Source organism: Paracoccus caeni (genome assembly GCF_016629665.1).
Taxonomy (GTDB): Bacteria; Pseudomonadota; Alphaproteobacteria; order Rhodobacterales; family Rhodobacteraceae; genus Paracoccus; species Paracoccus caeni.
In genome coordinates, this window is sequence record NZ_JAEPRQ010000009.1 from 1 (window position 1) to 20389 (window position 20389).

General features: G+C 63.4%; 24 protein-coding genes and 1 pseudogene. 11 read left to right on the forward strand and 14 right to left on the reverse strand.

Annotation, left to right across the window (positions count from 1 at the left end):
• Positions 1 to 115 (forward strand): annotated as a pseudogene (locus JJJ17_RS17560) (IS5/IS1182 family transposase); the annotation flags it as partial.
• Position 116: 1 nt separating this feature from the next.
• On the opposite strand, the gene ssb reads toward JJJ17_RS17560, so the two are convergent.
• Complete coding sequence (ssb, locus tag JJJ17_RS17565) at positions 117 to 635, reverse strand: single-stranded DNA-binding protein (RefSeq protein WP_200688821.1); 519 nt, start codon at positions 633 to 635, stop codon at positions 117 to 119.
• Between the two features lie 264 nt (positions 636 to 899).
• Between ssb and JJJ17_RS17570 the strand changes: the two genes are divergently transcribed.
• The gene (locus JJJ17_RS17570) at positions 900 to 1478 is read left to right on the forward strand and encodes a lytic transglycosylase domain-containing protein (RefSeq protein ID WP_234464188.1); all 579 of its coding nucleotides are present in this window, start codon (positions 900 to 902) and stop codon (positions 1476 to 1478) included.
• A gap of 156 nt (positions 1479 to 1634) precedes the next feature.
• On the opposite strand, the gene JJJ17_RS17575 is transcribed toward JJJ17_RS17570, so the two are convergent.
• The 6 genes from JJJ17_RS17575 to gloB form a co-directional block, all read right to left on the reverse strand.
• Positions 1635 to 2924 (reverse strand): homoserine dehydrogenase, encoded by a 1290-nt coding sequence (locus JJJ17_RS17575; protein WP_200688825.1) that lies wholly within the window; start codon positions 2922 to 2924, stop codon positions 1635 to 1637.
• A gap of 86 nt (positions 2925 to 3010) precedes the next feature.
• Positions 3011 to 3454, reverse strand: coding sequence for a methyltransferase family protein (locus JJJ17_RS17580; protein WP_200688827.1), 444 nt, complete (start codon positions 3452 to 3454; stop codon positions 3011 to 3013).
• Between the two features lies 1 nt (position 3455).
• Positions 3456 to 3983, reverse strand: coding sequence for a hypothetical protein (locus JJJ17_RS17585; protein ID WP_200688829.1), 528 nt, complete (start codon positions 3981 to 3983; stop codon positions 3456 to 3458).
• A gap of 21 nt (positions 3984 to 4004) precedes the next feature.
• On the reverse strand, positions 4005 to 4814 hold the full coding sequence (locus JJJ17_RS17590) for a glycosyl transferase (RefSeq protein WP_200688831.1): 810 nt from the start codon (positions 4812 to 4814) through the stop codon (positions 4005 to 4007).
• A 74-nt stretch (positions 4815 to 4888) separates the two neighbouring features.
• The gene (locus tag JJJ17_RS17595; RefSeq protein WP_200688833.1) at positions 4889 to 5374 is read right to left on the reverse strand and encodes a metal-dependent hydrolase; all 486 of its coding nucleotides are present in this window, start codon (positions 5372 to 5374) and stop codon (positions 4889 to 4891) included.
• A gap of 39 nt (positions 5375 to 5413) precedes the next feature.
• Positions 5414 to 6160 (reverse strand): hydroxyacylglutathione hydrolase, encoded by a 747-nt coding sequence (gene gloB, locus JJJ17_RS17600; protein WP_200688835.1) that lies wholly within the window; start codon positions 6158 to 6160, stop codon positions 5414 to 5416.
• 58 nt (positions 6161 to 6218) lie between these two features.
• Here gloB and JJJ17_RS17605 point away from each other — a divergent pair, with 58 nt between their 5' ends.
• Positions 6219 to 7016, forward strand: a complete 798-nt coding sequence (locus JJJ17_RS17605) for a class I SAM-dependent methyltransferase (protein ID WP_200688837.1) — start codon at positions 6219 to 6221, stop codon at positions 7014 to 7016.
• Between the two features lie 126 nt (positions 7017 to 7142).
• Here JJJ17_RS17605 and JJJ17_RS17610 read toward each other — a convergent pair whose 3' ends face one another.
• Positions 7143 to 7358, reverse strand: coding sequence for a glycine zipper 2TM domain-containing protein (locus JJJ17_RS17610; protein WP_200688840.1), 216 nt, complete (start codon positions 7356 to 7358; stop codon positions 7143 to 7145).
• 140 nt (positions 7359 to 7498) lie between these two features.
• The gene (locus tag JJJ17_RS20570) at positions 7499 to 7621 is read right to left on the reverse strand and encodes a hypothetical protein (RefSeq protein ID WP_267911156.1); all 123 of its coding nucleotides are present in this window, start codon (positions 7619 to 7621) and stop codon (positions 7499 to 7501) included.
• A 295-nt stretch (positions 7622 to 7916) separates the two neighbouring features.
• On the opposite strand from JJJ17_RS20570, the gene JJJ17_RS17615 reads away from it, so the two are divergent.
• The 6 genes from JJJ17_RS17615 (at position 7917) to JJJ17_RS17640 (ending at position 13261) form a co-directional block, all read left to right on the forward strand.
• Positions 7917 to 8477: a F0F1 ATP synthase subunit delta gene (locus tag JJJ17_RS17615; protein ID WP_200688841.1), complete on the forward strand. Its 561-nt coding sequence runs from the start codon at positions 7917 to 7919 to the stop codon at positions 8475 to 8477.
• Positions 8477 to 10012, forward strand: coding sequence for a F0F1 ATP synthase subunit alpha (gene atpA, locus JJJ17_RS17620; RefSeq protein WP_200688843.1), 1536 nt, complete (start codon positions 8477 to 8479; stop codon positions 10010 to 10012). Before JJJ17_RS17615 ends, atpA begins: the two co-directional genes overlap by 1 nt.
• Positions 10013 to 10024: 12 nt before the next feature.
• Positions 10025 to 10903 (forward strand): F0F1 ATP synthase subunit gamma, encoded by an 879-nt coding sequence (locus tag JJJ17_RS17625; RefSeq protein ID WP_200688845.1) that lies wholly within the window; start codon positions 10025 to 10027, stop codon positions 10901 to 10903.
• 20 nt (positions 10904 to 10923) lie between these two features.
• Complete coding sequence (atpD, locus tag JJJ17_RS17630) at positions 10924 to 12348, forward strand: F0F1 ATP synthase subunit beta (protein ID WP_200688847.1); 1425 nt, start codon at positions 10924 to 10926, stop codon at positions 12346 to 12348.
• Positions 12349 to 12357: 9 nt separating this feature from the next.
• Positions 12358 to 12807, forward strand: a complete 450-nt coding sequence (locus JJJ17_RS17635) for a F0F1 ATP synthase subunit epsilon (RefSeq protein WP_200688849.1) — start codon at positions 12358 to 12360, stop codon at positions 12805 to 12807.
• 154 nt (positions 12808 to 12961) lie between these two features.
• A complete protein-coding gene (locus tag JJJ17_RS17640) occupies positions 12962 to 13261 on the forward strand; it encodes an H-type lectin domain-containing protein (protein WP_325168832.1) in 300 nt (99 codons plus the stop codon).
• A gap of 3 nt (positions 13262 to 13264) precedes the next feature.
• Here the strand turns inward: JJJ17_RS17640 and rlmN are convergent, their stop codons facing one another.
• The 4 genes from rlmN to JJJ17_RS17660 form a co-directional block, all read right to left on the reverse strand.
• Positions 13265 to 14281, reverse strand: a complete 1017-nt coding sequence (gene rlmN / locus JJJ17_RS17645; protein WP_200688853.1) for a 23S rRNA (adenine(2503)-C(2))-methyltransferase RlmN — start codon at positions 14279 to 14281, stop codon at positions 13265 to 13267.
• 89 nt (positions 14282 to 14370) lie between these two features.
• Positions 14371 to 14940 carry a TetR/AcrR family transcriptional regulator gene (locus tag JJJ17_RS17650; protein ID WP_200688855.1) on the reverse strand — a complete coding sequence of 190 codons (570 nt, stop codon included), beginning with the start codon at positions 14938 to 14940 and terminating at the stop codon, positions 14371 to 14373.
• Position 14941: 1 nt separating this feature from the next.
• Entirely contained in the window at positions 14942 to 15721 is a 780-nt protein-coding gene (locus JJJ17_RS17655) for an alpha/beta fold hydrolase (protein ID WP_200688856.1), read from the reverse strand.
• Positions 15718 to 16317 carry a 2-hydroxychromene-2-carboxylate isomerase gene (locus JJJ17_RS17660; RefSeq protein ID WP_200688857.1) on the reverse strand — a complete coding sequence of 200 codons (600 nt, stop codon included), beginning with the start codon at positions 16315 to 16317 and terminating at the stop codon, positions 15718 to 15720. Before JJJ17_RS17660 ends, JJJ17_RS17655 begins: the two co-directional genes overlap by 4 nt.
• Positions 16318 to 16403: 86 nt before the next feature.
• Between JJJ17_RS17660 and JJJ17_RS17665 the strand changes: the two genes are divergently transcribed.
• Positions 16404 to 17423 carry a ribose-phosphate pyrophosphokinase gene (locus JJJ17_RS17665; protein ID WP_325168833.1) on the forward strand — a complete coding sequence of 340 codons (1020 nt, stop codon included), beginning with the start codon at positions 16404 to 16406 and terminating at the stop codon, positions 17421 to 17423.
• Positions 17424 to 17493: 70 nt separating this feature from the next.
• Here JJJ17_RS17665 and purD read toward each other — a convergent pair whose 3' ends face one another.
• On the reverse strand, positions 17494 to 18768 hold the full coding sequence (gene purD / locus JJJ17_RS17670) for a phosphoribosylamine--glycine ligase (protein WP_200688859.1): 1275 nt from the start codon (positions 18766 to 18768) through the stop codon (positions 17494 to 17496).
• Between the two features lie 62 nt (positions 18769 to 18830).
• Here purD and xseA point away from each other — a divergent pair, with 62 nt between their 5' ends.
• Positions 18831 to 20387 carry an exodeoxyribonuclease VII large subunit gene (gene xseA / locus JJJ17_RS17675; protein WP_200688860.1) on the forward strand — a complete coding sequence of 519 codons (1557 nt, stop codon included), beginning with the start codon at positions 18831 to 18833 and terminating at the stop codon, positions 20385 to 20387.
• Positions 20388 to 20389: the final 2 nt, after the last annotated feature.

Consider the following 20389-nt stretch of genomic DNA (forward strand, 5'->3'; position numbering starts at 1 on the left):
CAAGCTGAAAAACAGCCGCCGGCTGGCAAACCGCTACGACAAAACTGCAGACAGTTTCCTCGGCTTCGTAGACGTCGCCTGCATCAGGCTATGGCTCCGCCATTCGTCAACATGACCTAGAACGGAATCTCATCATCGTAATCGCTGCGCCCGCCGCCCGAGGACTGCCCACCCGAGGATGACCCCGACGATGACTGCCCGTAATCGTCGCGACCGCCGCCATAGCCGCCCTGATCGCCGCCGCGGCTTCCGCCATAGTCACCACCGCCGCCGCCACCTTCGCCGCGACCGTCAAGCATCTGCAAGACGCCGCTGAAGGGACGCAGCACCACCTCGGTCGAATAGCGGTCCTGACCGGACTGGTCCTGCCATTTACGGGTCTCAAGCTGGCCCTCGACATAGACCTTGCTGCCTTTTTTCAGGAACCGCTCGACCACACCCACCAGCGGCTCGGACATGATCGCGACCGAGTGCCACTCGGTGCGTTCACGCCGCTCGCCGGAGTTGCGGTCTTTCCATTGCTCGGATGTGGCGATCCGCAGGTTGGCGACCTTGCCGCCATTCTGGAAGGTGCGGATTTCGGGGTCGCGGCCCAGATTGCCGATCAGAATGACCTTGTTGACGCTGCCTGCCATTGACGGGAATCCTTGGTGTTGTCTCGTTGTCACGACGGTCTATCGCAGGGCAGGGCGCGGCTGCAAGCAATTCGCGCGATGGTAGATGACTGCACGCTTCCGCTCGCTCGGCGAAATGCCGCCTGCGGATTCGGGTGCCGGACGCAGCAAAACTGCGCGCTGGCGATGTGGCAAAATTGCTGTATAGTCCCCCAAAAGTCATAAGAACGAGGGCGGGGCATGAAGATCATCCCATCCGTGAAGGCGGCGGTTTGTGTTGCGTTGATGGTCAGCATCGGCGTGCCGGTTTCGGCCGAGGGTTTGCGGCTTTCCGGTAGTTCGTCGAAATCGCGGGCAGAACAATTCGCACGTCAGACACGGCTGATGGATTCGCGGCTTGCGGGGCAGTATCAGCAATCGGCACGGCTGCAACCCGGCGGCTCCAGCCGTGAGGCGGTCGATATCGCGCTGTCGGAAAATATCCCGGCCTATCGCGGTCGCCGCAGCGACTATATCCCCCATGCCCGCGCCGCCGCGCGCCGCTATGGCATCCCCGAGGATCTGTTCCTGCGGCTGGTCCAGCAGGAATCGGGCTGGAACCCGAACGCCCGCTCGCACAAGGGCGCACAGGGTCTGGCACAACTGATGCCCGGCACTGCAGCCAAACTGGGCGTCAATCCACATGACCCGGTCGAGAACCTGCATGGCGGTGCCCGCTATCTGCGGATGATGTATAATCAGTTCGGCAATTGGCGTCTGGCGCTGGCCGCCTATAACGCAGGACCGGGCGCGGTGCAGCGCTATGGCGGCATCCCGCCCTATCGCGAAACCCGCAACTATGTCCGCGTGATCGCGGGCGGCTGATCCGGCTGGGGGCTGACTGCCCCCGTCGCCTTTCGGCGACTCCCCCGTGGATATTTCAGGACCAATGCAGGCTGCTTTGGTCGTCAAATATCCTCAGGGGGTGAATTGCGGCCCGAAGGGATGCAAGAGGGGGCGCGAGCGCCCCCTTTCTTCGTTTCAGACTTCCTCGATCCGCAACTCGACCGGGTCGCTTTGCAAGACGCCGGTGCCGGGCAGGGTCTCGATGGCGTAATCGATGGCGTCCGGGGTGGTCTTGTGGGTCACCACCAGAACCGGGACGCTGCTGCCGTCGGAATGGCCGTATTGCCGCATCCGGTCGATCGAGATGCCCGCATCGCCCAGAACCGTTGCGACCTTTGCCAAGGCGCCGGGTTTGTCCTGCAATTCCAGACGGATGTAATAGGCAGCCGGAACCGCCGTGCGGGCCGGTTGTGCTGCCTTCAACTGCACCGCGGGTTGGCCGAAGACCGGCATGCGGACATCGCGGGCGATTTCCACGATGTCGGACAGGACCGCGCTGGCTGTCGGGCCTTCGCCCGCACCGGCGCCGCGCAGGACGATCTGGCCGACGCTGTCGCCTTCGACCACCACCATATTGGTGCCGCCCATCAACTGCCCAAGCGGGCTGTCGGCGGGGACGAGGCAGGGCGACATGCGTTGCTCCAGCCCGCGCGGGGTCATTTGGGCCACACCCAGCAGTTTGATCTTGTAGCCCATATCGGCGGCGCGGCGGATGTCGTCGATGCTGACCCGCTCGATCCCTTCGATCTCGACCGCGTTGAAATTGACCTGCGTGCCGAAGGCGATCGAGGACAGGATCGCCAGTTTGTGCCCTGCATCTATGCCGCCCACGTCCAGTGTCGGATCGGCCTCGAGGTAGCCAAGCTGCCGGGCTTCTTCGAACACCGCGTCATAGGGCAGGCCCGCGCTTTCCATCCGGGTCAGGATGTAGTTGCAGGTGCCGTTCATCACGCCCATGACGCGCTTGACCTCGTTCCCGGCCAGCGATTCCGTCATTGCCTTAATGACCGGGATGCCGCCTGCGACGGCGGCCTCGAACCGGATGACGCGGCCCAGTTCCTCGGCCAATGTGGCCAGTTCCTGACCGTGCAGGGCCAGTAGCGCCTTGTTGGCGGTGACGACATCTTTGCCTGCGCGCAAGGCGGCCTCGATGCTGTCCTTGGCGATGCCGTTATCGCCGCCGACCAGTTCGACATAGACATCGACATCGTTGGCGGTTGCCACGGCCATCGGATCGTCTTCCCAACGATAGGCCGACAGATCGGCATCGCGGTTTTTCATCCGGTCCCGCGCGCTAATCGCGGTAATGGTAATCGGCTTGCCTGTGCGCTTGCTCAACAGATCAGCGTGTCGCTGGATGATCTTGACGACACCGATCCCTACGGTGCCGAGCCCGGCGATGCCCAGGCGAAGATGGGACGACATGGAAGCCTCGTTTTACCAGAATGCGATGCTGTTACCGCGCACGCGCCCGCGTTGCAACGCGGGAACGCGCAAGCGCCGACGATCACTCAGATCCAGCGGCGCACGCGCATCGCATAGGCTGGAAATTCCTGCGGGAAGGCGGATCGCAGATTGGCCTCTTCGCGCGGGATGAAGCGGCGGTTGATGACGGTCACGAAGGCGGGGACCAGGATCAACGCAGCAAGAGGGGCGGCGAAGGCAAGGCAGGTCCCGGCAATCAGCAACGCATTGCCAAGATAGATCGGATTGCGCGAGATCGCGAAAACGCCCGAGGTCACCAGATGCTCTGGCTTGCCATAAGGGTCCAGCGTGGTGCGCCCGATCCGCATCCGCAAGGTCGCCATGCTGATCATCGCCAGTCCGGCGGCGGCAAGCACGATCCCGGCCATCGCCTGCCATTCTGGCCCATGCGGCCAAATCCGTCCCACGGCGATGGCCACGATCAGAAAGCCCAGAAACCAGATTTGCGGGTAATCCGCCGTCAACCGCATCCTATTCCGCCTCTTCGTCCGCACCGGCCCATTCGCCGTCGATCCCCGTCGCCCGCATGATCGAGATCACCCGTCGCGCCGCCGCCAAAGTCTCGGTGTGGATGGTGTGGACATCATCTGCATGCATGTCGGTGGGGAACCGTTCTCCCTTGGTGTTGATGAAGGTCGGGTGCCAGTAGCCCGGCTGCTTCCCCGGTCTCCACGAGGCGTGGCAAAGAAGGTTTCGGTCAAGCCGCAGCTTGCCCAGTGTCGCGGTCAGGCTCTTGTGATCCTCGATCCCGGCCTGTCGCATCGCCGCGCCGAAGCTGTCGATCAGCGTGCCCAGCGTGTCGTCGGCGATGTCCTCCATCCGCTTCAGCCAGTTCTGCAGCGCCTTGTCGGTCGCGCGTTCTCCCAAACCCTGCCGGGTCAGCGAAAAGATCGCCCGCTTCAGCGCTTCCTCCAGAAAGCCGAAGCCCGAAACGGCATGGCCAAGGGCCGAGGACATCTCGTCGGACAAACGATCAGGGGCGCGGGGCAGGGTCGTCATCGGCTTGGTCCGGTCCTGTTGCTATTCACGCCACAATTCGCTGACCCAGCTTGCGGGCAGCAGGTAATGGCGCAGATGCTTGATCAGGCTTTCCTTGCGCTCGCCGCGCAGGCCCGCCTTGATATGTTCCAGCGGCGGGCGGTGCAGGTCGCCCTCGTGCCAGCGCCCGGCAATGGCGTCCGGCGGATTGAGCCCGCCCGGAAAGATCACGATCCGGGCCTTGGGCGGAATGCGCGCCTCGCGCAGATAGTTCAGCGGGAAGTTCGGCACCGAATGCATGCGGAAATGCGCAAGCCAGCCGCGCGGCCAGAATTTCACCCCGCCCGGCGCGTTCCGGGTCACGAAGCGCTGTTCGTATTTGAACTTGTCGGCTGCAGCTTGCGGATCGGCGCGGAAGATGTCCTGAAGCGGTTTCAGCTTGCCAACCCGCATCCGATAGACCGAGGTCTGGCCCATCTTCTCAAACGGCGTATTCGGGTTGAGGCCAAGGATGGTGTCGTCGGGATCGCCATAGCTGAAGAAGTCATCGAGATTGCCGGTGATGACCACGTCCAGATCCAGAAACAGCACAACCCCGGTCACATCGCCCAGATCGCCCCAAAGCCGCGACTTCGGCCATTTGCCCTTGGTGCGGACCGGGGCGTCATATTCGAATTCAGGCAGCGGCCTGATGGCGATCTCGGGGTGCAGGCCCTCGCCGTCATCGGTAAAGCAGAACAGCCGGAAGGGCGGGGTGATGTTGCGGGAAATCATCCCGTAAAGCCGGTTGACATATTCCGGCCCGAATTTCGTGCCCCATTTGATGCAGATGATCTGCTTGATATCGCTCATATTCCCGGCCTGCGCCTCTTTATTGTTACCGGACAGTGCCGCGATTTTGCGGTTTCTGCAATCTCTGTGCTGCGTCAGACGCGACCGGGGCGCCTTGCGCCACGTTTGTCGATCAGCAGCCACAAGGCGGCGGCGCAGATCGCAAGCTCTGCCGCGAAGGTCCAGTGCAGCAGGAAGCTGAGCGCCCAGTGCGATTGCGTCGGCGGGACGGTGATCAGCGTGAAAAGCTGGTCGCTGAACGGCCACAGCCACATTACCCCGCCGGTTGGCGTGTCGAGGATCAGATGCATCAGGATCGCCGCGAAAAAGGTGGCGGCGACGGGCAGCCAGCGCCGTCCGAGGATCGCGGTCGACGGCAGGATCACCGCCGCGATCATCGCCCAGATGCCGGGAATATGCGGCCAGAAGCGGTGATGGTGGATGCTGCTGTCAACAAAGGTGAACCAGATCATGTCCAGATCGGGTGCGACCGACCCAAAAAGGGCGGCCGCCATGACCGCGCCGCGCGCTTGGGTGGCGCGGCCAAGCAGATAGCCCGAGGGCAAATGGGCGATCAGCATGATGTGCCGGTTTCTTTCGCGAAAGGATGGCGCTGCAATTCAGAACTCATCTTTCATCTGCCGCAGCCGCGCGAAGACTTCGGCATCGCTGGCGCCGGTCATGCCCAGCGTCTCGCGCAGCGCGGCGGCGCGCAGGAATGGGTTGGTGGCAAGCTCGACCTCCAGCGGGGCCGGGGCGCAGGGCAGATCGGCATTGGCGATCCCCTCCAGCCGCTCTTTCAGCGCCACATTCGCGGCATCGACCGACAGCGCGAAGGCACCATTCGAGGCGCAGTAATCATGGCCCGAACAGATCAGTGTTTCGGGCGGCAGTTTCATCAGCCGCGAGAGGCTGGTCCACATCGTCGCCGGATCGCCTTCGAACAGGCGACCGCAGCCGATTGCCATCAGGCTGTCGGCGGTGAAGGCGTAGCGGGACCGGGGCAGATAAAAGGCCACATGGCCGATGGTGTGGCCGGGCACGTTGATGACCTCGACCGGCTCGCCCAAAAGATCAAAGCGATCGCCGGGGCGGACGGGTTGATCCAGCCGCGGCAGACGCGCTGCGTCGGCGGCGTTGCCGATAACCTTCGCGCCGGTCGCGGCCACGATCTCGGCCACCGCGCCGGTATGGTCGGCGTGGTGATGCGTCAGAAGGATCGTGTCCAGGCCCCAGCCTCGCGCTTCGAGATCGGTCAGGATCGGCATCGCCTCGGGCGCGTCGATCAGGGCTGTTCCGGCCTTGCCATGCAGCAGATAGGCGTAGTTATCCTTCAGGCATCTGATCGTGACCAGTTCCAGCGCCATTGGCAAATCCCCTGTCCTGTGGTGATGTCGAGACTGTCAAAAGCCGGGCCGGGGCGCAATGCACCACGATATCGAGGATCTGCGGAGGTTCTATTACCAACGGTCTTTGGGCCGGGTGGTGCAGCGTATCCTGCGCGACCGTCTGGTTGAGCGTTGGCCTGCGGCGGCAACGAACGGCATGAACGTGGCGGGTTTCGGTTTCGCCGCGCCGATGCTGCGGCCCTATCTGGCGACCGCGCGGCGGGTGACGGCGCTGATGCCCGGCCCGCAGGGGGTAATGGCTTGGCCTGCCGGGATGGCGAACCACAGCGTCCTTTGCGACGAGACCGCGTGGCCGATCGAGACCGGCAGCATCGACCGGCTGGTGCTGCTGCACGGGCTGGAGACAAGCGACCACCCCGCGGCGCTGTTGGCCGAGGCGTGGCGGGTGCTTGGGCCGGGCGGGCGGATGATCGTGATGGCGCCGAACCGGGCTGGGCTTTGGGCGGCATCGGACCGGACGCCGTTCGGATTGGGGCGCAGCTATACGGTCGGGCAGCTTGATACGCAGATGCGGCGGGCGGGCTTTCAGCGCGAATGGTATGCGCCTGCGGTCTATATCCCGCCCTCGGACCGCCGCTTCTGGCTGGGCAGCGCCCAGATGTGGGAGCGGACCGGCAAGAAGATCAGCCGCATGCTGATTGCGGGCGTGGTGATGATCGAACTGACCAAGCAAAGCCGGACCCCGGCGGGGCGGGGTGTCAAGGTTCAGGTGCCGAACCCGCTGGATATCCTTGACGGGGTCGGAATCCCAAGGCCGGGCAGGGCGCCGGTGGCGCAGTCGGGTGTCGTGGATCGGGAACCCGGAGAGCGCTGACGGTAAGGTTGCGAGGCACCTTCGGCCAAGGAAAAGGCACTGACCGGAATCAGGTGGCCGTCAGAGGACGCCAGCCACGTCCTCTGCTCCCGAATTCCACCCTTGCCGTAGCGATCACCGCGTTTTTCAGTAACATCCGCCCGTCATATTGCAGGACAGCCCACCGGCCAGTGCGCCTGCCAGCGCGCCCTTGGTGCGGGAATTGCCCATCTCGTCGGCGATCAGCGCACCAGCACCTGCGCCGCCGACGGTGCGGACCGCCGCATTGTTCATCGGGTTGTTATAGCCGCATGCGGCCAGCGCCGTTACGGCGGCAAGGACCGCCATTCGGATTGTCGTCATCTGCTCTGCCTCATCGTGTTGTTTTCGGGCAGAACACATCGCCCGCGCTTTTGGGTCCACAGACGCGCCGCACCCACGCGGATCGTTGCCGAAATGACGGGCAACGGGCACGCCTTCCGCGCGAATTTTCGCCAATCAGTTCAGCCGGGACGAATCCCTGCCTGCCGCTTCGAAGATGTGATCGCGACATCGCCGGTCTGCGGGATCGACAGGGCGAATCCGTTCGGGTGATCCGGGCGGCCGCGAAGGCCCCCAAAAGCCATGATATTTTTCGTCATGACAGCGGCGGGGCGGACGCACCTGCGGCAGGGTGTCGCAGGCTGCGGAATGTCGCGTCCAGCATCGTCGGCAGCAATCCTGCAATCAACTACAACTTCAGTCGGGGATACTCTCTTTTCCGTGTTCTAGGCGGTTGCCCGCCCCGCAGACAACTGCTAGAGACGCCGCAGATTGGCACGGCCCTCCAAAAGCCGCGCCACCGCGACCCCGCACCCTGCGACAGACCGGAATGAGATCCGGCCCGCCAGCAGGGTTATGCGCAAACCGTAAAGGATGACCGTGGCCAACACTGTTTCCATGTCCCGAAGCATTGCCGGGCGATATGCCCAGGCCGTCTTTGACATCGTCAAGGAAGAGGGGGGGCTGGATGCTCTGGCCCAGCAGGTCGACGATCTGGGCGCCGCGCTGAATGACAGCGCCGAACTGCGCGACCTGATCTCGTCCCCGATCTATACCCGCAGCCAGCAGATCGGTGCCATCGCCGCGCTGGCCTCCAAGATGGGCCTGTCGCCCGTCCTGTCGAACACCCTGCAACTGATGGGCCAGAACCGCCGCCTGTTCGTTCTGCCGCAACTGGTCCGCGTCCTGCGCGACCTGATCGCGGACGAGCGCGGCGAGATCACCGCCGATGTCACCAGCGCCGTCGCGCTGTCGGACGATCAGCAGCAGCGCCTGACCGCCACCCTGTCCGAGAAATCGGGCAAGAAGGTCAAGCTGAACACCCGCGTCGATGAGGGTCTCATCGGCGGCATGATTGTCAAGCTGGGCTCGCAGATGGTCGACTCGTCGGTCCGCTCGAAGCTCGCTTCGCTCCAGAATGCTATGAAAGAGGTCGGATAATGGGAATCCAGGCAGCCGAGATTTCGGCGATCCTTAAGGATCAGATCAAGAATTTCGGCCAGGAGGCCGAGGTGGCCGAGGTTGGTCAGGTGCTGTCCGTCGGTGACGGCATCGCCCGCATCTACGGTCTGGACAAGGTGCAGGCCGGTGAGATGGTCGAATTCCCCGGCGGTATCCGGGGTATGGTGCTGAACCTCGAAACCGACAACGTCGGCGTCGTGATCTTCGGCGACGACCGCTCGATCAAGGAAGGCGACACCGTCAAGCGGACCCGCGCCATCGTGGACGTTCCGGTTGGCAAGGCACTGCTGGGCCGCGTCGTTGACGCGCTTGGTAACCCGATCGACGGCAAAGGCCCGATCGAGACCGAAACCCGCGCCATCGCCGATGTGAAAGCGCCGGGCATCATGCCGCGTAAATCGGTGCATGAGCCGATGGCGACCGGCATCAAGGCAATCGACGCGATGATCCCGGTTGGCCGTGGCCAGCGCGAGCTGATCATCGGCGACCGTCAGACCGGCAAGACCGCAATCGCGCTGGATACGATCCTGAACCAGTTGAGCTATAACGGTCGCGAAGACGATGGCCTGAAGACGCTGCATTGCGTCTATGTCGCTGTCGGTCAGAAGCGTTCGACCGTGGCGCAGCTTGTGAAGAAGCTGGAAGAGACCGGCGCGATGGCCTACACGACCATCGTTGCGGCAACCGCTTCGGACCCGGCACCGATGCAGTTCCTTGCACCTTATTCGGCAACCGCCATCGCCGAATATTACCGCGATAACGGCATGGACGCACTGATCATCTATGATGACCTGTCCAAACAAGCCGTTGCTTACCGTCAGATGTCGCTGCTGCTGCGCCGTCCGCCCGGCCGCGAAGCATTCCCCGGCGACGTGTTCTATCTTCACTCGCGCCTGCTGGAGCGTTCGGCCAAGCTGAACGAAAACAACGGCTCGGGTTCGCTGACCGCTCTGCCGATCATCGAAACCCAGGCGGGCGACCTTTCGGCCTATATTCCGACCAACGTGATCTCGATCACCGACGGCCAGATCTTCCTTGAGACCGAGCTGTTCTTCCAGGGCATCCGTCCTGCCGTGAACACCGGTCTGTCGGTCAGCCGCGTGGGTTCGGCAGCACAGACCAAGGCGATGAAATCGGTCGCCGGTCCGGTCAAGCTGGAGCTTGCGCAGTATCGCGAAATGGCTGCCTTCGCGCAGTTCGGTTCCGACCTCGACGCCGCAACTCAGCGCCTGCTGAACCGTGGTGCGCGCCTGACCGAGCTGATGAAGCAGCCGCAATACGCGCCGCTGACCAATGCCGAGATCGTCATCGTCATCTACGCTGGCACCAAGGGCTATGTTGACCAGGTTCCGGTCCGCGAAGTCGTGGCATGGGAACAGGGCCTGATCCAGTTCCTGCGCAACCAGAAGTCGGAACTTCTGGACGACATGACCCGGAACGACCGCAAGGTCTCGGGCGAGCTGGAAGACGCGATCAAATCGGCGCTGGACGAATACTCCAAGACCCGCGCCTGAGAGGGGGAATAGATGCCCAGTCTCAAGGATCTCAAGAACCGGATCGGAAGCGTCAAGAACACGCGGAAGATCACCAAGGCGATGCAGATGGTCGCCGCCGCCAAACTGCGCCGTGCGCAAGAGGCGGCGGAGGCTGCGCGTCCCTATGCTGACCGGATGACGGCGGTGATGGCCGGGCTGACCGCTGCTGCGGCCGGTTCGGAATCCGCGCCGCGTCTGCTGTCGGGGACCGGATCGGATCAAAAGCACCTGCTGGTCGTCATGACCGCCGAGCGGGGTCTGGCCGGTGGCTTCAACAGCACCATCGTCAAGCTGGCGCGGCAACATGCCGCCCGGCTGATCGGTGAGGGCAAGGATGTCACCATCCTGACCGTCGGCAAGAAGGGTCGCGAGCAGTTGAAGCGTGACTATGGCAAGCATCTGGTCGATCACGTCGATCTGTCCGAGGTGAAGCGCGTGGGCTATGACAATGCCCGCAGCATCGCCGAAGACGTGCTGGCCCGGTTCGAGCAGGGCGATTTCGATGTCGCCACCATCTTCTTCAACCGCTTCGAGTCGGTGATCAGCCAGATCCCGACCGCGCGCCAGATCATTCCGGCGGAAGCACCCGGCGAAGATGAAGCTGCCAGCGTGTCGGCGCTTTACGACTATGAGCCGGGGGAAGAGGCGCTTCTGGCCGACCTGCTGCCGCGCTCGGTCGCGACGCAGATTTTTGCGGCGCTTCTGGAAAATGCGGCCTCCGAACAGGGGGCGCGGATGAGTGCCATGGACAACGCCACGCGCAACGCAGGCGACATGATCGACCGACTGACGACCGAGTTCAACCGCTCGCGTCAGGCTGCGATCACCAAGGAACTTATCGAAATCATTTCGGGCGCCGAGGCGCTCTGACCGTAAAGCAGAGGTGAAACATGGCAGAGGCCAAAGGTAAAATCACGCAGGTGATCGGCGCCGTCGTTGACGTGCAGTTCGAAGATCATCTGCCGGCGATCCTGAACGCGCTGGAAACCCACAACAACGGCAAGAAGCTGATCCTGGAAGTGGCGCAGCATCTGGGCGAAAACACCGTCCGCACCATCGCCATGGACTCGTCCGAGGGTCTGGTCCGCGGTGAGCCGGTCGTCGATACCGGCGCGCCGATCATGGTGCCGGTGGGCGATGTGACGCTGGGCCGTATCATCAACGTCGTCGGCGAGCCGGTCGATGAAGGTGAGCCGATCGTCGCAACCGAAACCCGCGCGATCCACCAGCCCGCTCCGACCTTCGATCAGCAGGCAACCTCGTCGGAAATCCTCGTCACCGGCATCAAGGTCATCGACCTGCTGGCGCCTTACTCGAAGGGTGGCAAGATCGGCCTGTTCGGTGGTGCCGGCGTTGGCAAGACCGTTCTGATCATGGAACTGATCAACAACATCGCGAAAGTGCACTCGGGTTACTCGGTGTTCGCGGGCGTTGGTGAGCGGACCCGTGAGGGCAACGACCTTTATCACGAGATGGTGGAATCGGGCGTTATCAAACCGGACAATCTGGCGGAAAGCCAAGTGGCGCTGGTTTACGGCCAGATGAACGAGCCTCCGGGGGCACGGATGCGCGTTGCGCTAACCGGCCTGACCGTGGCCGAACAGTTCCGCGATGCCACCGGCACCGACGTTCTGTTCTTCGTGGACAACATCTTCCGCTTCACGCAGGCGGGTTCCGAGGTGTCGGCACTTCTGGGCCGTATTCCTTCGGCAGTGGGCTATCAGCCGACGCTGGCCACCGACATGGGCGCGATGCAGGAACGCATCACCTCGACCAAGAACGGCTCGATCACCTCGATCCAGGCCGTTTACGTTCCGGCCGACGACCTTACCGACCCGGCACCGGCAACCACCTTTGCGCACCTTGACGCCACGACCGTTCTGTCGCGTGCGATTTCGGAACTGGGCATCTACCCGGCTGTGGACCCGCTGGACTCGACCAGCCGAATCCTTGATCCGGGTGTTGTCGGCGAAGAGCATTACACCGTTGCCCGCGAAGTTCAGGGTATCCTGCAGAAATACAAATCGCTGCAGGACATCATCGCCATCCTTGGCATGGACGAACTGTCGGAAGAAGACAAACTGACCGTGGCCCGCGCCCGGAAAATCCAGCGCTTCCTGTCGCAGCCCTTCGACGTTGCGAAAGTGTTCACCGGCTCGGACGGGGTTCAGGTTCCGCTGGAAGACACGATCAAGTCGTTCAAGGCGGTTGTGGATGGTGAATACGACCATCTGCCGGAAGCTGCCTTCTACATGGTCGGCGGGATCGAGGACGTGAAGGCGAAGGCCCAGCGTCTCGCCTCGGAAGCCGCGTAAGGGGACGAAATGGCCGATACCATGCAGTTCGACCTCGTTTCGCCGGAACGGAGCCTTGTCTCTGTCCTGGTGCGCGAGGTGCGCCTGCCGGGCACGGATGGCGACCTGACCGCCATGCCCGGCCACGCGCCCACCATCGTCACCCTGCGTCCCGGTCTGGTGACCGTGATCGCAGCCGATGGAGCCTCGACCGAATTCGCCGTGACCGGCGGCTTCGCCGAGATCAACGGCGACTCGGTCAGCCTTCTGGCCGAGCGCGGTCATCCGCGTGAAGAGATCACGCAGGAGATCTTCAACGATATGGTCGTTGAGGTTCACAAGAAGAAACAGGCCGCCGAAAAGCGGCGTGAGCATGTCGGCGAAGAGGTCGTGACCGCTGCCGTCAAGCTGTTGTCTGATATGCAGGCGCTTGGCACGCATATTGGGCTGGACCCAAATCAGGCCAGCATTCCCGATTGAGGGATAGGCCTTATCGTTAAAAATAAGCCCCGGCAGAAATGCCGGGGCTTTTGATTTGCCGATATTGCATTGTAAGAATTGACCATTGGGGGAGGGGGTGCAGTTCATGCAAGTCATCGGTTCAGGAGCAATTGGCGTCTGTCGCGGTAGCAAGATGATGTTCTCTGCCTTCGAGGATGACGGCCCGATGTGGTCTGGCGAAGGCCCGCGTCTGGTTCGTCAGGCGATCCGCTTTCCGGCGACTTTCAGGCGTGCGCCGGTGGTTCAGGTTTCGATCAGCATGTGGGATGTGGACGGGGCAGGGAACCAGCGCGCGGATATTTCTTCCGAGAATATCGACGCCGAAGGTTTCGATCTGGTCTTCCGCACTTGGGGCGATACCCGCGTCGCCCGGATCAGGGCCGACTGGATGGCGATCGGCGAGGTGATGCATCCTGACGATTTTCAGGTCTGAAGCTCAGCTCTTTGGTTGAAGCGGCGCGCCTTTCAGATCGCGCAGCCACAACTGCCCGCAAGCGGCCGAGATGTCGCGTCCCTGCGTATCCCGAACCACGACCGGCACCCCTGCCTGAGTGAGCGTGTTCCGAAACAACGCCAGCGCACGGTCTGGCGTGCGCTGCAGCGCCACCCCTTCGACCGGATTCCAGCGCATCAGGTTCACCCGCGCTTTCCGTCCCGCCATCATCCGGGCCAGCCGCGTCGCATCCGCCGGGCTGTCATTCAGCCCCGGCAGAACCAGATAGACGAAGGTGACCAGACGATTGTGTCGGTCGGCCCATGACAGCGCGCGCGAGACGACCTCGCCGATCGGGTGCTTTCTTGCGCCGGGGATCAGCCGGTCCCGCATATCCTGCGTGGTCGCGTGAAGCGAGATCGTCAGGTTCAGGGCCAGATGTTCCTCGCGCAGCCGGGCCAGTGCCTTGGGGATGCCGATGGTCGAAATGGTGATGCCGGTTGTCGGGAAGTCCATCCCCCGGCGGTCGCGCAGAATGCGGATGGCCCGCAGCACGTGTTCGTAGTTGTTCAGCGGCTCGCCGATCCCCATGAACACGATCCGGTTCACCTTCGGACCAAGCTGCACCACCTGTTCGACGATCTCGCCCGCGGTCAGGTTGCGTTTCAGCCCCGCCTGCCCAGATGCGCAGAACCGGCAGGCAAAGGCGCAGCCGACCTGTGATGAGATGCAGGCCGTGTGCCCGTCGCGTCGCCGGATCAGCACACTTTCAACCGCATAGCCATCGCCCAGGCCAAACAGGATCTTTTGCGACATGCCGCCGCGTTCAGCCGTGATGCGATTCAGGCCGCGTATCCGCATTGCCTGCGCCTCGGCCCAGTTCCGCAAGGCGCGGGGCAGATCGGCATGGGGCGAGAACAAATCCCGATAGGCAAGGCCGCTGCCGTCGCTGAGGGTCTCGAACTCTTCCGCCGTCAGATCCAGCGCAAGTCGCGGGGCAGAAGGGGGTCTGATGAACATGATCGCGAATCCGGTTTCTGTCTTGCGGGGGAATCCGCAAGTTCAGATTAATAACCGACGCGACAGTTATAAACAGGCCAGACAGTGAATCAGGGGAAATCCTGTTCTGGATACAGGATTTTCAGAACATGGGCGGTGCGCTGGATCATGAAGTCGGTCAGCGATCCGCGCGGCTCCACCAGCCATTGCATGCAGGCACCCTGAATGACGGACTGGATCAGCAGTGCCGTCGGCTGAGGCGGCTGAGGCTGATCGGGCAGGCGCTGCCGGATCGCCTGCAGCACAAGATCGTTCCGCTCAATGGCGAGGGCGCGCAGTTCTGGCTCATGCACATCTGCCCAGAGCAGAAGCAGATAGCCCTCGGTGCCCGGCCCGTCGCCCATGCCGCCGATCAGGTCTTTCAGCATCGACCAAAGCGGTTCCAGACCCGTGGCGGGGTCGGCCTTGTCGAAATAATCGCGCGTCTGCTGTGTCAGCCGTTCCATCACCTGCCGATGCAGGTTGGCCTTGTCCTTGAAGCGCTGGATCAGCGCGGCGCGGGAAATGCCGACGGCATCGGCGACATCCGACAGGGTAAAGGCCGACGGCCCCTTCGCCAGCAGCACCGCCAAGGCCGCGTCAAGGATGGTTTCGTCGCTGTGGAGCTTTGGGCGCGGCATCTCAGGCGCGGTCCAGATTGACGGCGATCAGGCCTGCCACTTCGGTCGGGTGGGTGATCGGCGACATATGACCCGCGCCCGGCACCGTCGCACGGCCGACATCGGGCAGTCGCGCGGCCAGCGCATCGGCAATGTCTTGGACGATGGGCGGCGATTGCTGCCCAGAGATCAGCAGAACCGGCGCGTCAATCGCCTCAAGCCCGCCGTCGCGCAGAATGCCCGCCTTGTCGTGCATCAGCGTATCGGTTGTCTCGGCGATCAGCGGGATTTGCTGAAAGAACACCGCCCGCGCCTCGTCGGGCAAAGTGGAGATGTCCTGACCGCCCCACCACGACATGAAGGCGGTTGCGGCATCGTCCAGACGATCCTCGGCAAAGGCCCGTTCCAGATCGCTGTCGAACGCGGCCTGCGCGGGATCGGGGCGGGCGGCGGCGAACAGGACCGGCTCGATCAGAGTCAGGCTGCGAACGGCCTCGGGGGCGGCGACCGCGATGCGCAGGGCGATGGTGGCACCAAGCGAATGGCCGATCAAATCCAACGGGCGTTCGATGAAACTGGCGGCGATGCGGGTGACGGCAGTGTGAAAATCGGGATCGTCCGGGCCACGTTGCCACGGATCGCTGCGGCCATGCGAGGGCATGTCGAAGCCGGTTAGATCGACGCGACCCGCCAGCCGCTCGGCAATCGGGCCCCAATAGCGCCCGCTGCCCATCATGCAATGCAGCGCCAGCGCCGGACGGTCGGGATCGCCGGGCCAGTGACGGGTATGAATGCCGCTCACAATGTCGCCAGATGCCGGTCGAGGAAGTCCAGCCGGTCCTGACCCCAGAAGCGCTGATCGGTTTCGCGGACGATATAGAAGGGCACGCCAAAGACGCCCGCCTCAATCGCCTGTTCCAGATTGCGCCCATAGGTTTCCGCACCGACGAACAGCCCCTTATCGGCCAGTGCCGGATCAAAACCATGCGCGCCCAGCAGATCGCGGATGGTTTCATCCTCGCTGATATCGCGGCCTTCGGCGAAATGCGCAGCCAGAGTGCCCCGGATCAGGCCGGGCAGATCGCCGCCGCCTTCAGCCTGCGCCGCGATGATCGCATAGGATGACGGCGCGGTATTCACCCGTCCGAAGGGCGGGTTCAAAAGGAACGGAACGCCCAGATATTCGGCCCAGCGGGTCAGTTCCTGATCGCGGAAGGCCAGCCGGTTCGGATGGCGGTTTTCGCGGCGAACACCGCCGGTCCGGTCGAAAAGCTGCATCAGGTCAAGGGGCTTGTAGGTGATCGTCGCGCCATGTTGGGCGGAGATCTGCTCCAGCCGATCGCCTGCAAAATAAGCCCAGGGACTGATCGTGCTGAAGTAATAGTCGATACTGGCCATAAAGACGGTCCTTCTAGGTTTGCCCGCAGGCTAACCGGGTGTTAAGGCGGGTGCAATCTGACGAATCCCCTCCAAAGGCCAGAAGAATGCCCGTCATGACCGAACCCAAACTCATTTCCGGAAATGCCAACAAGTCGCTTGCGGCCTCTATCGCAAGGCGTATGTCGATGCATCGCGGCACCAATGTCGGGCTATGCGACGCGCGGATCGAGCGCTTCAACGATCAGGAAATCTTCATCGAAGTGTTCGAAAATGTTCGTGGCGAGGATATGTATATCATCCAGTCCACCTCGAACCCGGCGAATGACAACCTGATGGAGCTTCTGGTGATGACCGATGCGCTTCGCCGGTCATCGGCGGCGCGGATCACCGCGGTCATTCCCTATTTCGGCTATGCCCGTCAGGATCGCCGTGCGAAGGCGCGGACGCCGATCTCGGCCAAGCTGGTCGCCAACCTGCTGACCGAGGCGGGGGTGGACCGGGTTCTGACGATGGATCTGCATGCGGCGCAGATTCAGGGTTTCTTCGACATCCCGGTGGACAACCTTTACGCCGCGCCGATCTTTGCGCTGGATGTGCAGCACCATTTCAAGGGTCGCATGGATGACCTGATGGTCGTCTCGCCCGATGTCGGCGGTGTGGCGCGGGCGCGCGAGCTGGCCACCCGGATCGGGGCGCCGCTGTCGATCGTTGATAAGCGCCGCGAAAAGGCGGGCGAAGTTGCCGAGATGACCGTGATCGGCGATGTCGAGGGGAAGGCCTGTATCATCGTGGACGACATCTGCGACACGGCGGGGACGCTGGTCAAGGCGGCGCAGACCCTGACCGATAGCGGCGCGACCGAGGTTCATGCCTATATCACCCACGGCGTCTTGTCGGGTCCGGCGGTTGAGCGGGTGTCGAAATCGGTGATGAAATCGCTGGTGATCACCGATTCGATCCAGCAGCCTGAAGCCGTGAAGAACGCGCCGAATATCCGCATCGTGCCGACCGCGCCGATGTTTGCGCAGGCGATCCTCAACATCTGGAACGGCACATCAGTGTCGAGCCTGTTCGAGACGGATACTTTGTTGCCGATCTATGAGGGGCTTTATTCGACCAGCTAGGGCAGGTGCCTCCGGCGGGGATATTTGGATGAAGAAGAAGCGGCCTCGGGGATTCCGGGGCCGTTCTTGTTCAGAGCGCGCGCCAGCCGATGTCGCGGCGGCAGAAGCCTTCGGGCCAGTCGATCTGATCGACCAGCGCATAGGCGCGCTGATGCGCCTCGGCCAAGGTTGCGCCGCGCCCGGTGCAGGCGAGGACGCGGCCGCCATTCGCGACGATCTTGCCGTCTTTTTCGGCGGTTCCGGCGTGGAAGACCATCTCGAAGCTTGATTCGGTTATGCCGTCCAGGCCTTTGATTTCCGTGCCTTTTGCATAATCGCCGGGATAGCCATCGGCAGCCATTACCACGGTCAGCGCGTGATCATCGGCCCAGGTGACCGCTGCCTGATCCAGCCGACCTTCGGCGCAGGCGAGGAGCAGGTCCAGTATCTGCGCGCCAAGGCGCAGCATCAGCACCTGACATTCTGGATCGCCGAAGCGGACATTATATTCGACCAGCCGCGCCTGACCGTCCTTGATCATCACCCCGGCGTAAAGCACGCCCTGAAACGGCATTTCCCGGCGGGCCATTTCGGCGATGGTCGGCTTGACGATCTGGTCCATGACCTGCTGTTGCAGCGCGTCATTCAGGACCGGCGCCGGGCTATAGGCGCCCATGCCGCCGGTATTCGGGCCGGTATCGCCGTCGCCGACGCGCTTGTGATCCTGCGCGGTGCCGATGGGCAGGCTGTTCACACCGTCGCTGAGGATGAAGAAGCTGGCCTCTTCCCCGTCCATGAATTCCTCGATCACGACCGACGTATCGCCGAATTCGCCGGTGAAGATCAGGTCGCCGGTGAAGATCAGGTCGATTGCTTCATGCGCCTGTTCCACGGTTTCGGCGACGGTGACGCCTTTGCCTGCGGCCAGCCCGTCAGCCTTGACCACGATGGGCGCGCCTTGGCTGCTGACATAGTCGCGGGCGCTGGCGGCGTCGGTGAAGCGGGCCCATGCGGCGGTTGGCGCGCCGCAGGCGTCGCAGATTTCCTTGGTGAAGGTTTTGGAGGCCTCTAGCTGGGCTGCTGCCTGCGAGGGGCCGAAGACCAGAAAGCCTGCATCGCGAAGCGCGTCCGAGACGCCAGCGGCCAGCGGTGCCTCGGGGCCGACGACGACGAAATCAACGGCGTTTTCCTGCGCGAATTCAAGAACCTCGGCGCGGGAATTCGGGTTCAGGCTGGCGCATTCGGCAAGCGCCTCGATCCCCGCATTGCCGGGGGCCACGAACAGACGGTCGCATTTCGGGTTCTGCCGGATCGCCCATGCCAGTGCATGTTCGCGCCCGCCGCCCCCAAGGATCAGGATGTTCATGTCTCGCCCTTTCGCTTCACGTTGGCGCGTTCTAGTCTGGCCCGCGAAAGGGAACAAGACGCATGGACCTTCTGGAAGACGAGCCCGGCAGCAATGCCCATGAATTCACGGTGTCCGAACTGTCCGGCGCGGTCAAACGCAGCCTTGAGGACCAGTTTGGCCGGGTTCGGGTGCGCGGTGAGATTGGGCGGGTGTCGCGGCCATCTTCGGGGCATCTTTACTTTGATCTGAAGGATGACCGCGCGGTTCTGGCCTCTGTGACGTGGAAGGGTCAGGCCGCGCGGCTGACGCAGCGGCCCGAGGAGGGGCTGGAGGTCATTGCCACGGGGCGGATGACGACCTTTCCGGGGCAGTCGAAATATCAGTTGATCGTCGATCAGATCGAACCTGCCGGGGCGGGCGCGCTGATGGCGATGCTGGAGCGGAGGCGGAAGGCGCTGGCCGCCGAAGGGTTGTTCGATGAGGGGCGAAAGCGGCCCTTGCCCTATCTGCCGCGGGTGATCGGGGTGATTACCTCCCCCTCGGGTGCGGTGATTCGCGATATTCTGCATCGGTTGCGGGACCGCTTCCCGACGCGGGTGATTATCTGGCCGGTGGCTGTGCAGGGCGAGGGTTGTGCGCCGCAGGTGACCGCCGCGATCGAGGGCTTCAACGCCTTGCAGCCGGGCGGGCCGATCCCGCGTCCCGATTTGCTGATCGTCGCGCGGGGCGGTGGTTCGCTGGAGGATCTGTGGGGCTTCAACGAGGAATCGGTGGTGCGGGCGGCTGCGGCCAGTCAGATCCCGCTGATCTCTGCCGTGGGCCACGAGACGGATACGACACTGATCGATTATGCCTCGGACCGGCGCGCGCCGACGCCGACGGCTGCGGCGGAAATCGCGGTGCCGGTGCGGGCCGATCTGGCCGCGCGGCTGGTCGAGGCGAATGCGCGGATGATGCGGGCCGCGAGCCTGCGGATCGACCGGCCACGGCAGCGCCTGCGCGATCTGGGCCGGGCCATGGGGCGGCCTTCGGCGCTGACCGAAGGGGCGCGGCAGCGGCTGGATCTGTGGGGCGGGCGGCTGGAGCCTGCATTGCGCGGCTTGGTTCGGGCGCGGCGGCATCAGCTTGGCGCGGTGGCGGTGCCGGTGGCCTTGCTGCGCCAGTTCACGGATCGCAAACGGCACGCCCTGGAGCGGCTTGAGGCGCGGCTGGACGTGGCGCGAGATCGCCGGATCGAGCGACGGCGGGACCGGCTTCAGGTGCTGCAAGAGCGGCTGGATGCCTCGCTGGCGCGGATGGTGGCGACGACGCGGCGGGCGATTGATGTGCAGGGAAGTCGGTTGAAGGATCTGGGGCAGCGGCTTGATCTTGCAGCGAAACGTGGCGTCATGATGCGACGAGAGGCGATGATGCGTCTGGACCGGATGCGGCTGACTTTGGGCTATACCGAGACGTTGAAGCGCGGTTTTGCCGTGGTGCATGGGCCGGAAGGATTGATTACCTCGGCTTCGGCGGCGAGGGCGACGCCCCGGTTCGAGATCGAGTTTGCCGATGGTCGTGCGGCTGCACGCCCAGAGGATGCGCCAAGGAAAGCCGCGAAGAAATCCGAGCCGCCGGAGCAGAAGAACCTGTTCTGAGG

Bases quoted from the DNA above. Each gene is read 5' to 3' on its own strand.
- ssb (WP_200688821.1), bottom strand. From the start codon at position 635: ATGGCAGGCAGCGTCAACAAGGTCATTCTGATCGGCAATCTGGGCCGC.
- JJJ17_RS17570 (WP_234464188.1), top strand. From the start codon at position 900: ATGGTCAGCATCGGCGTGCCGGTTTCGGCCGAGGGTTTGCGGCTTTCC.
- JJJ17_RS17575 (WP_200688825.1), bottom strand. From the start codon at position 2,924: ATGTCGTCCCATCTTCGCCTGGGCATCGCCGGGCTCGGCACCGTAGGG.
- JJJ17_RS17580 (WP_200688827.1), bottom strand. From the start codon at position 3,454: ATGCGGTTGACGGCGGATTACCCGCAAATCTGGTTTCTGGGCTTTCTG.
- JJJ17_RS17585 (WP_200688829.1), bottom strand. From the start codon at position 3,983: ATGACGACCCTGCCCCGCGCCCCTGATCGTTTGTCCGACGAGATGTCC.
- JJJ17_RS17590 (WP_200688831.1), bottom strand. From the start codon at position 4,814: ATGAGCGATATCAAGCAGATCATCTGCATCAAATGGGGCACGAAATTC.
- JJJ17_RS17595 (WP_200688833.1), bottom strand. From the start codon at position 5,374: ATGCTGATCGCCCATTTGCCCTCGGGCTATCTGCTTGGCCGCGCCACC.
- gloB (WP_200688835.1), bottom strand. From the start codon at position 6,160: ATGGCGCTGGAACTGGTCACGATCAGATGCCTGAAGGATAACTACGCC.
- JJJ17_RS17605 (WP_200688837.1), top strand. From the start codon at position 6,219: ATGCACCACGATATCGAGGATCTGCGGAGGTTCTATTACCAACGGTCT.
- JJJ17_RS17610 (WP_200688840.1), bottom strand. From the start codon at position 7,358: ATGACGACAATCCGAATGGCGGTCCTTGCCGCCGTAACGGCGCTGGCC.
- JJJ17_RS20570 (WP_267911156.1), bottom strand. From the start codon at position 7,621: ATGGCTTTTGGGGGCCTTCGCGGCCGCCCGGATCACCCGAACGGATTC.
- atpA (WP_200688843.1), top strand. From the start codon at position 8,477: ATGGGAATCCAGGCAGCCGAGATTTCGGCGATCCTTAAGGATCAGATC.
- JJJ17_RS17625 (WP_200688845.1), top strand. From the start codon at position 10,025: ATGCCCAGTCTCAAGGATCTCAAGAACCGGATCGGAAGCGTCAAGAAC.
- atpD (WP_200688847.1), top strand. From the start codon at position 10,924: ATGGCAGAGGCCAAAGGTAAAATCACGCAGGTGATCGGCGCCGTCGTT.
- JJJ17_RS17635 (WP_200688849.1), top strand. From the start codon at position 12,358: ATGGCCGATACCATGCAGTTCGACCTCGTTTCGCCGGAACGGAGCCTT.
- JJJ17_RS17640 (WP_325168832.1), top strand. From the start codon at position 12,962: ATGATGTTCTCTGCCTTCGAGGATGACGGCCCGATGTGGTCTGGCGAA.
- rlmN (WP_200688853.1), bottom strand. From the start codon at position 14,281: ATGTTCATCAGACCCCCTTCTGCCCCGCGACTTGCGCTGGATCTGACG.
- JJJ17_RS17650 (WP_200688855.1), bottom strand. From the start codon at position 14,940: ATGCCGCGCCCAAAGCTCCACAGCGACGAAACCATCCTTGACGCGGCC.
- JJJ17_RS17660 (WP_200688857.1), bottom strand. From the start codon at position 16,317: ATGGCCAGTATCGACTATTACTTCAGCACGATCAGTCCCTGGGCTTAT.
- JJJ17_RS17665 (WP_325168833.1), top strand. From the start codon at position 16,404: ATGCCCGTCATGACCGAACCCAAACTCATTTCCGGAAATGCCAACAAG.
- purD (WP_200688859.1), bottom strand. From the start codon at position 18,768: ATGAACATCCTGATCCTTGGGGGCGGCGGGCGCGAACATGCACTGGCA.
- xseA (WP_200688860.1), top strand. From the start codon at position 18,831: ATGGACCTTCTGGAAGACGAGCCCGGCAGCAATGCCCATGAATTCACG.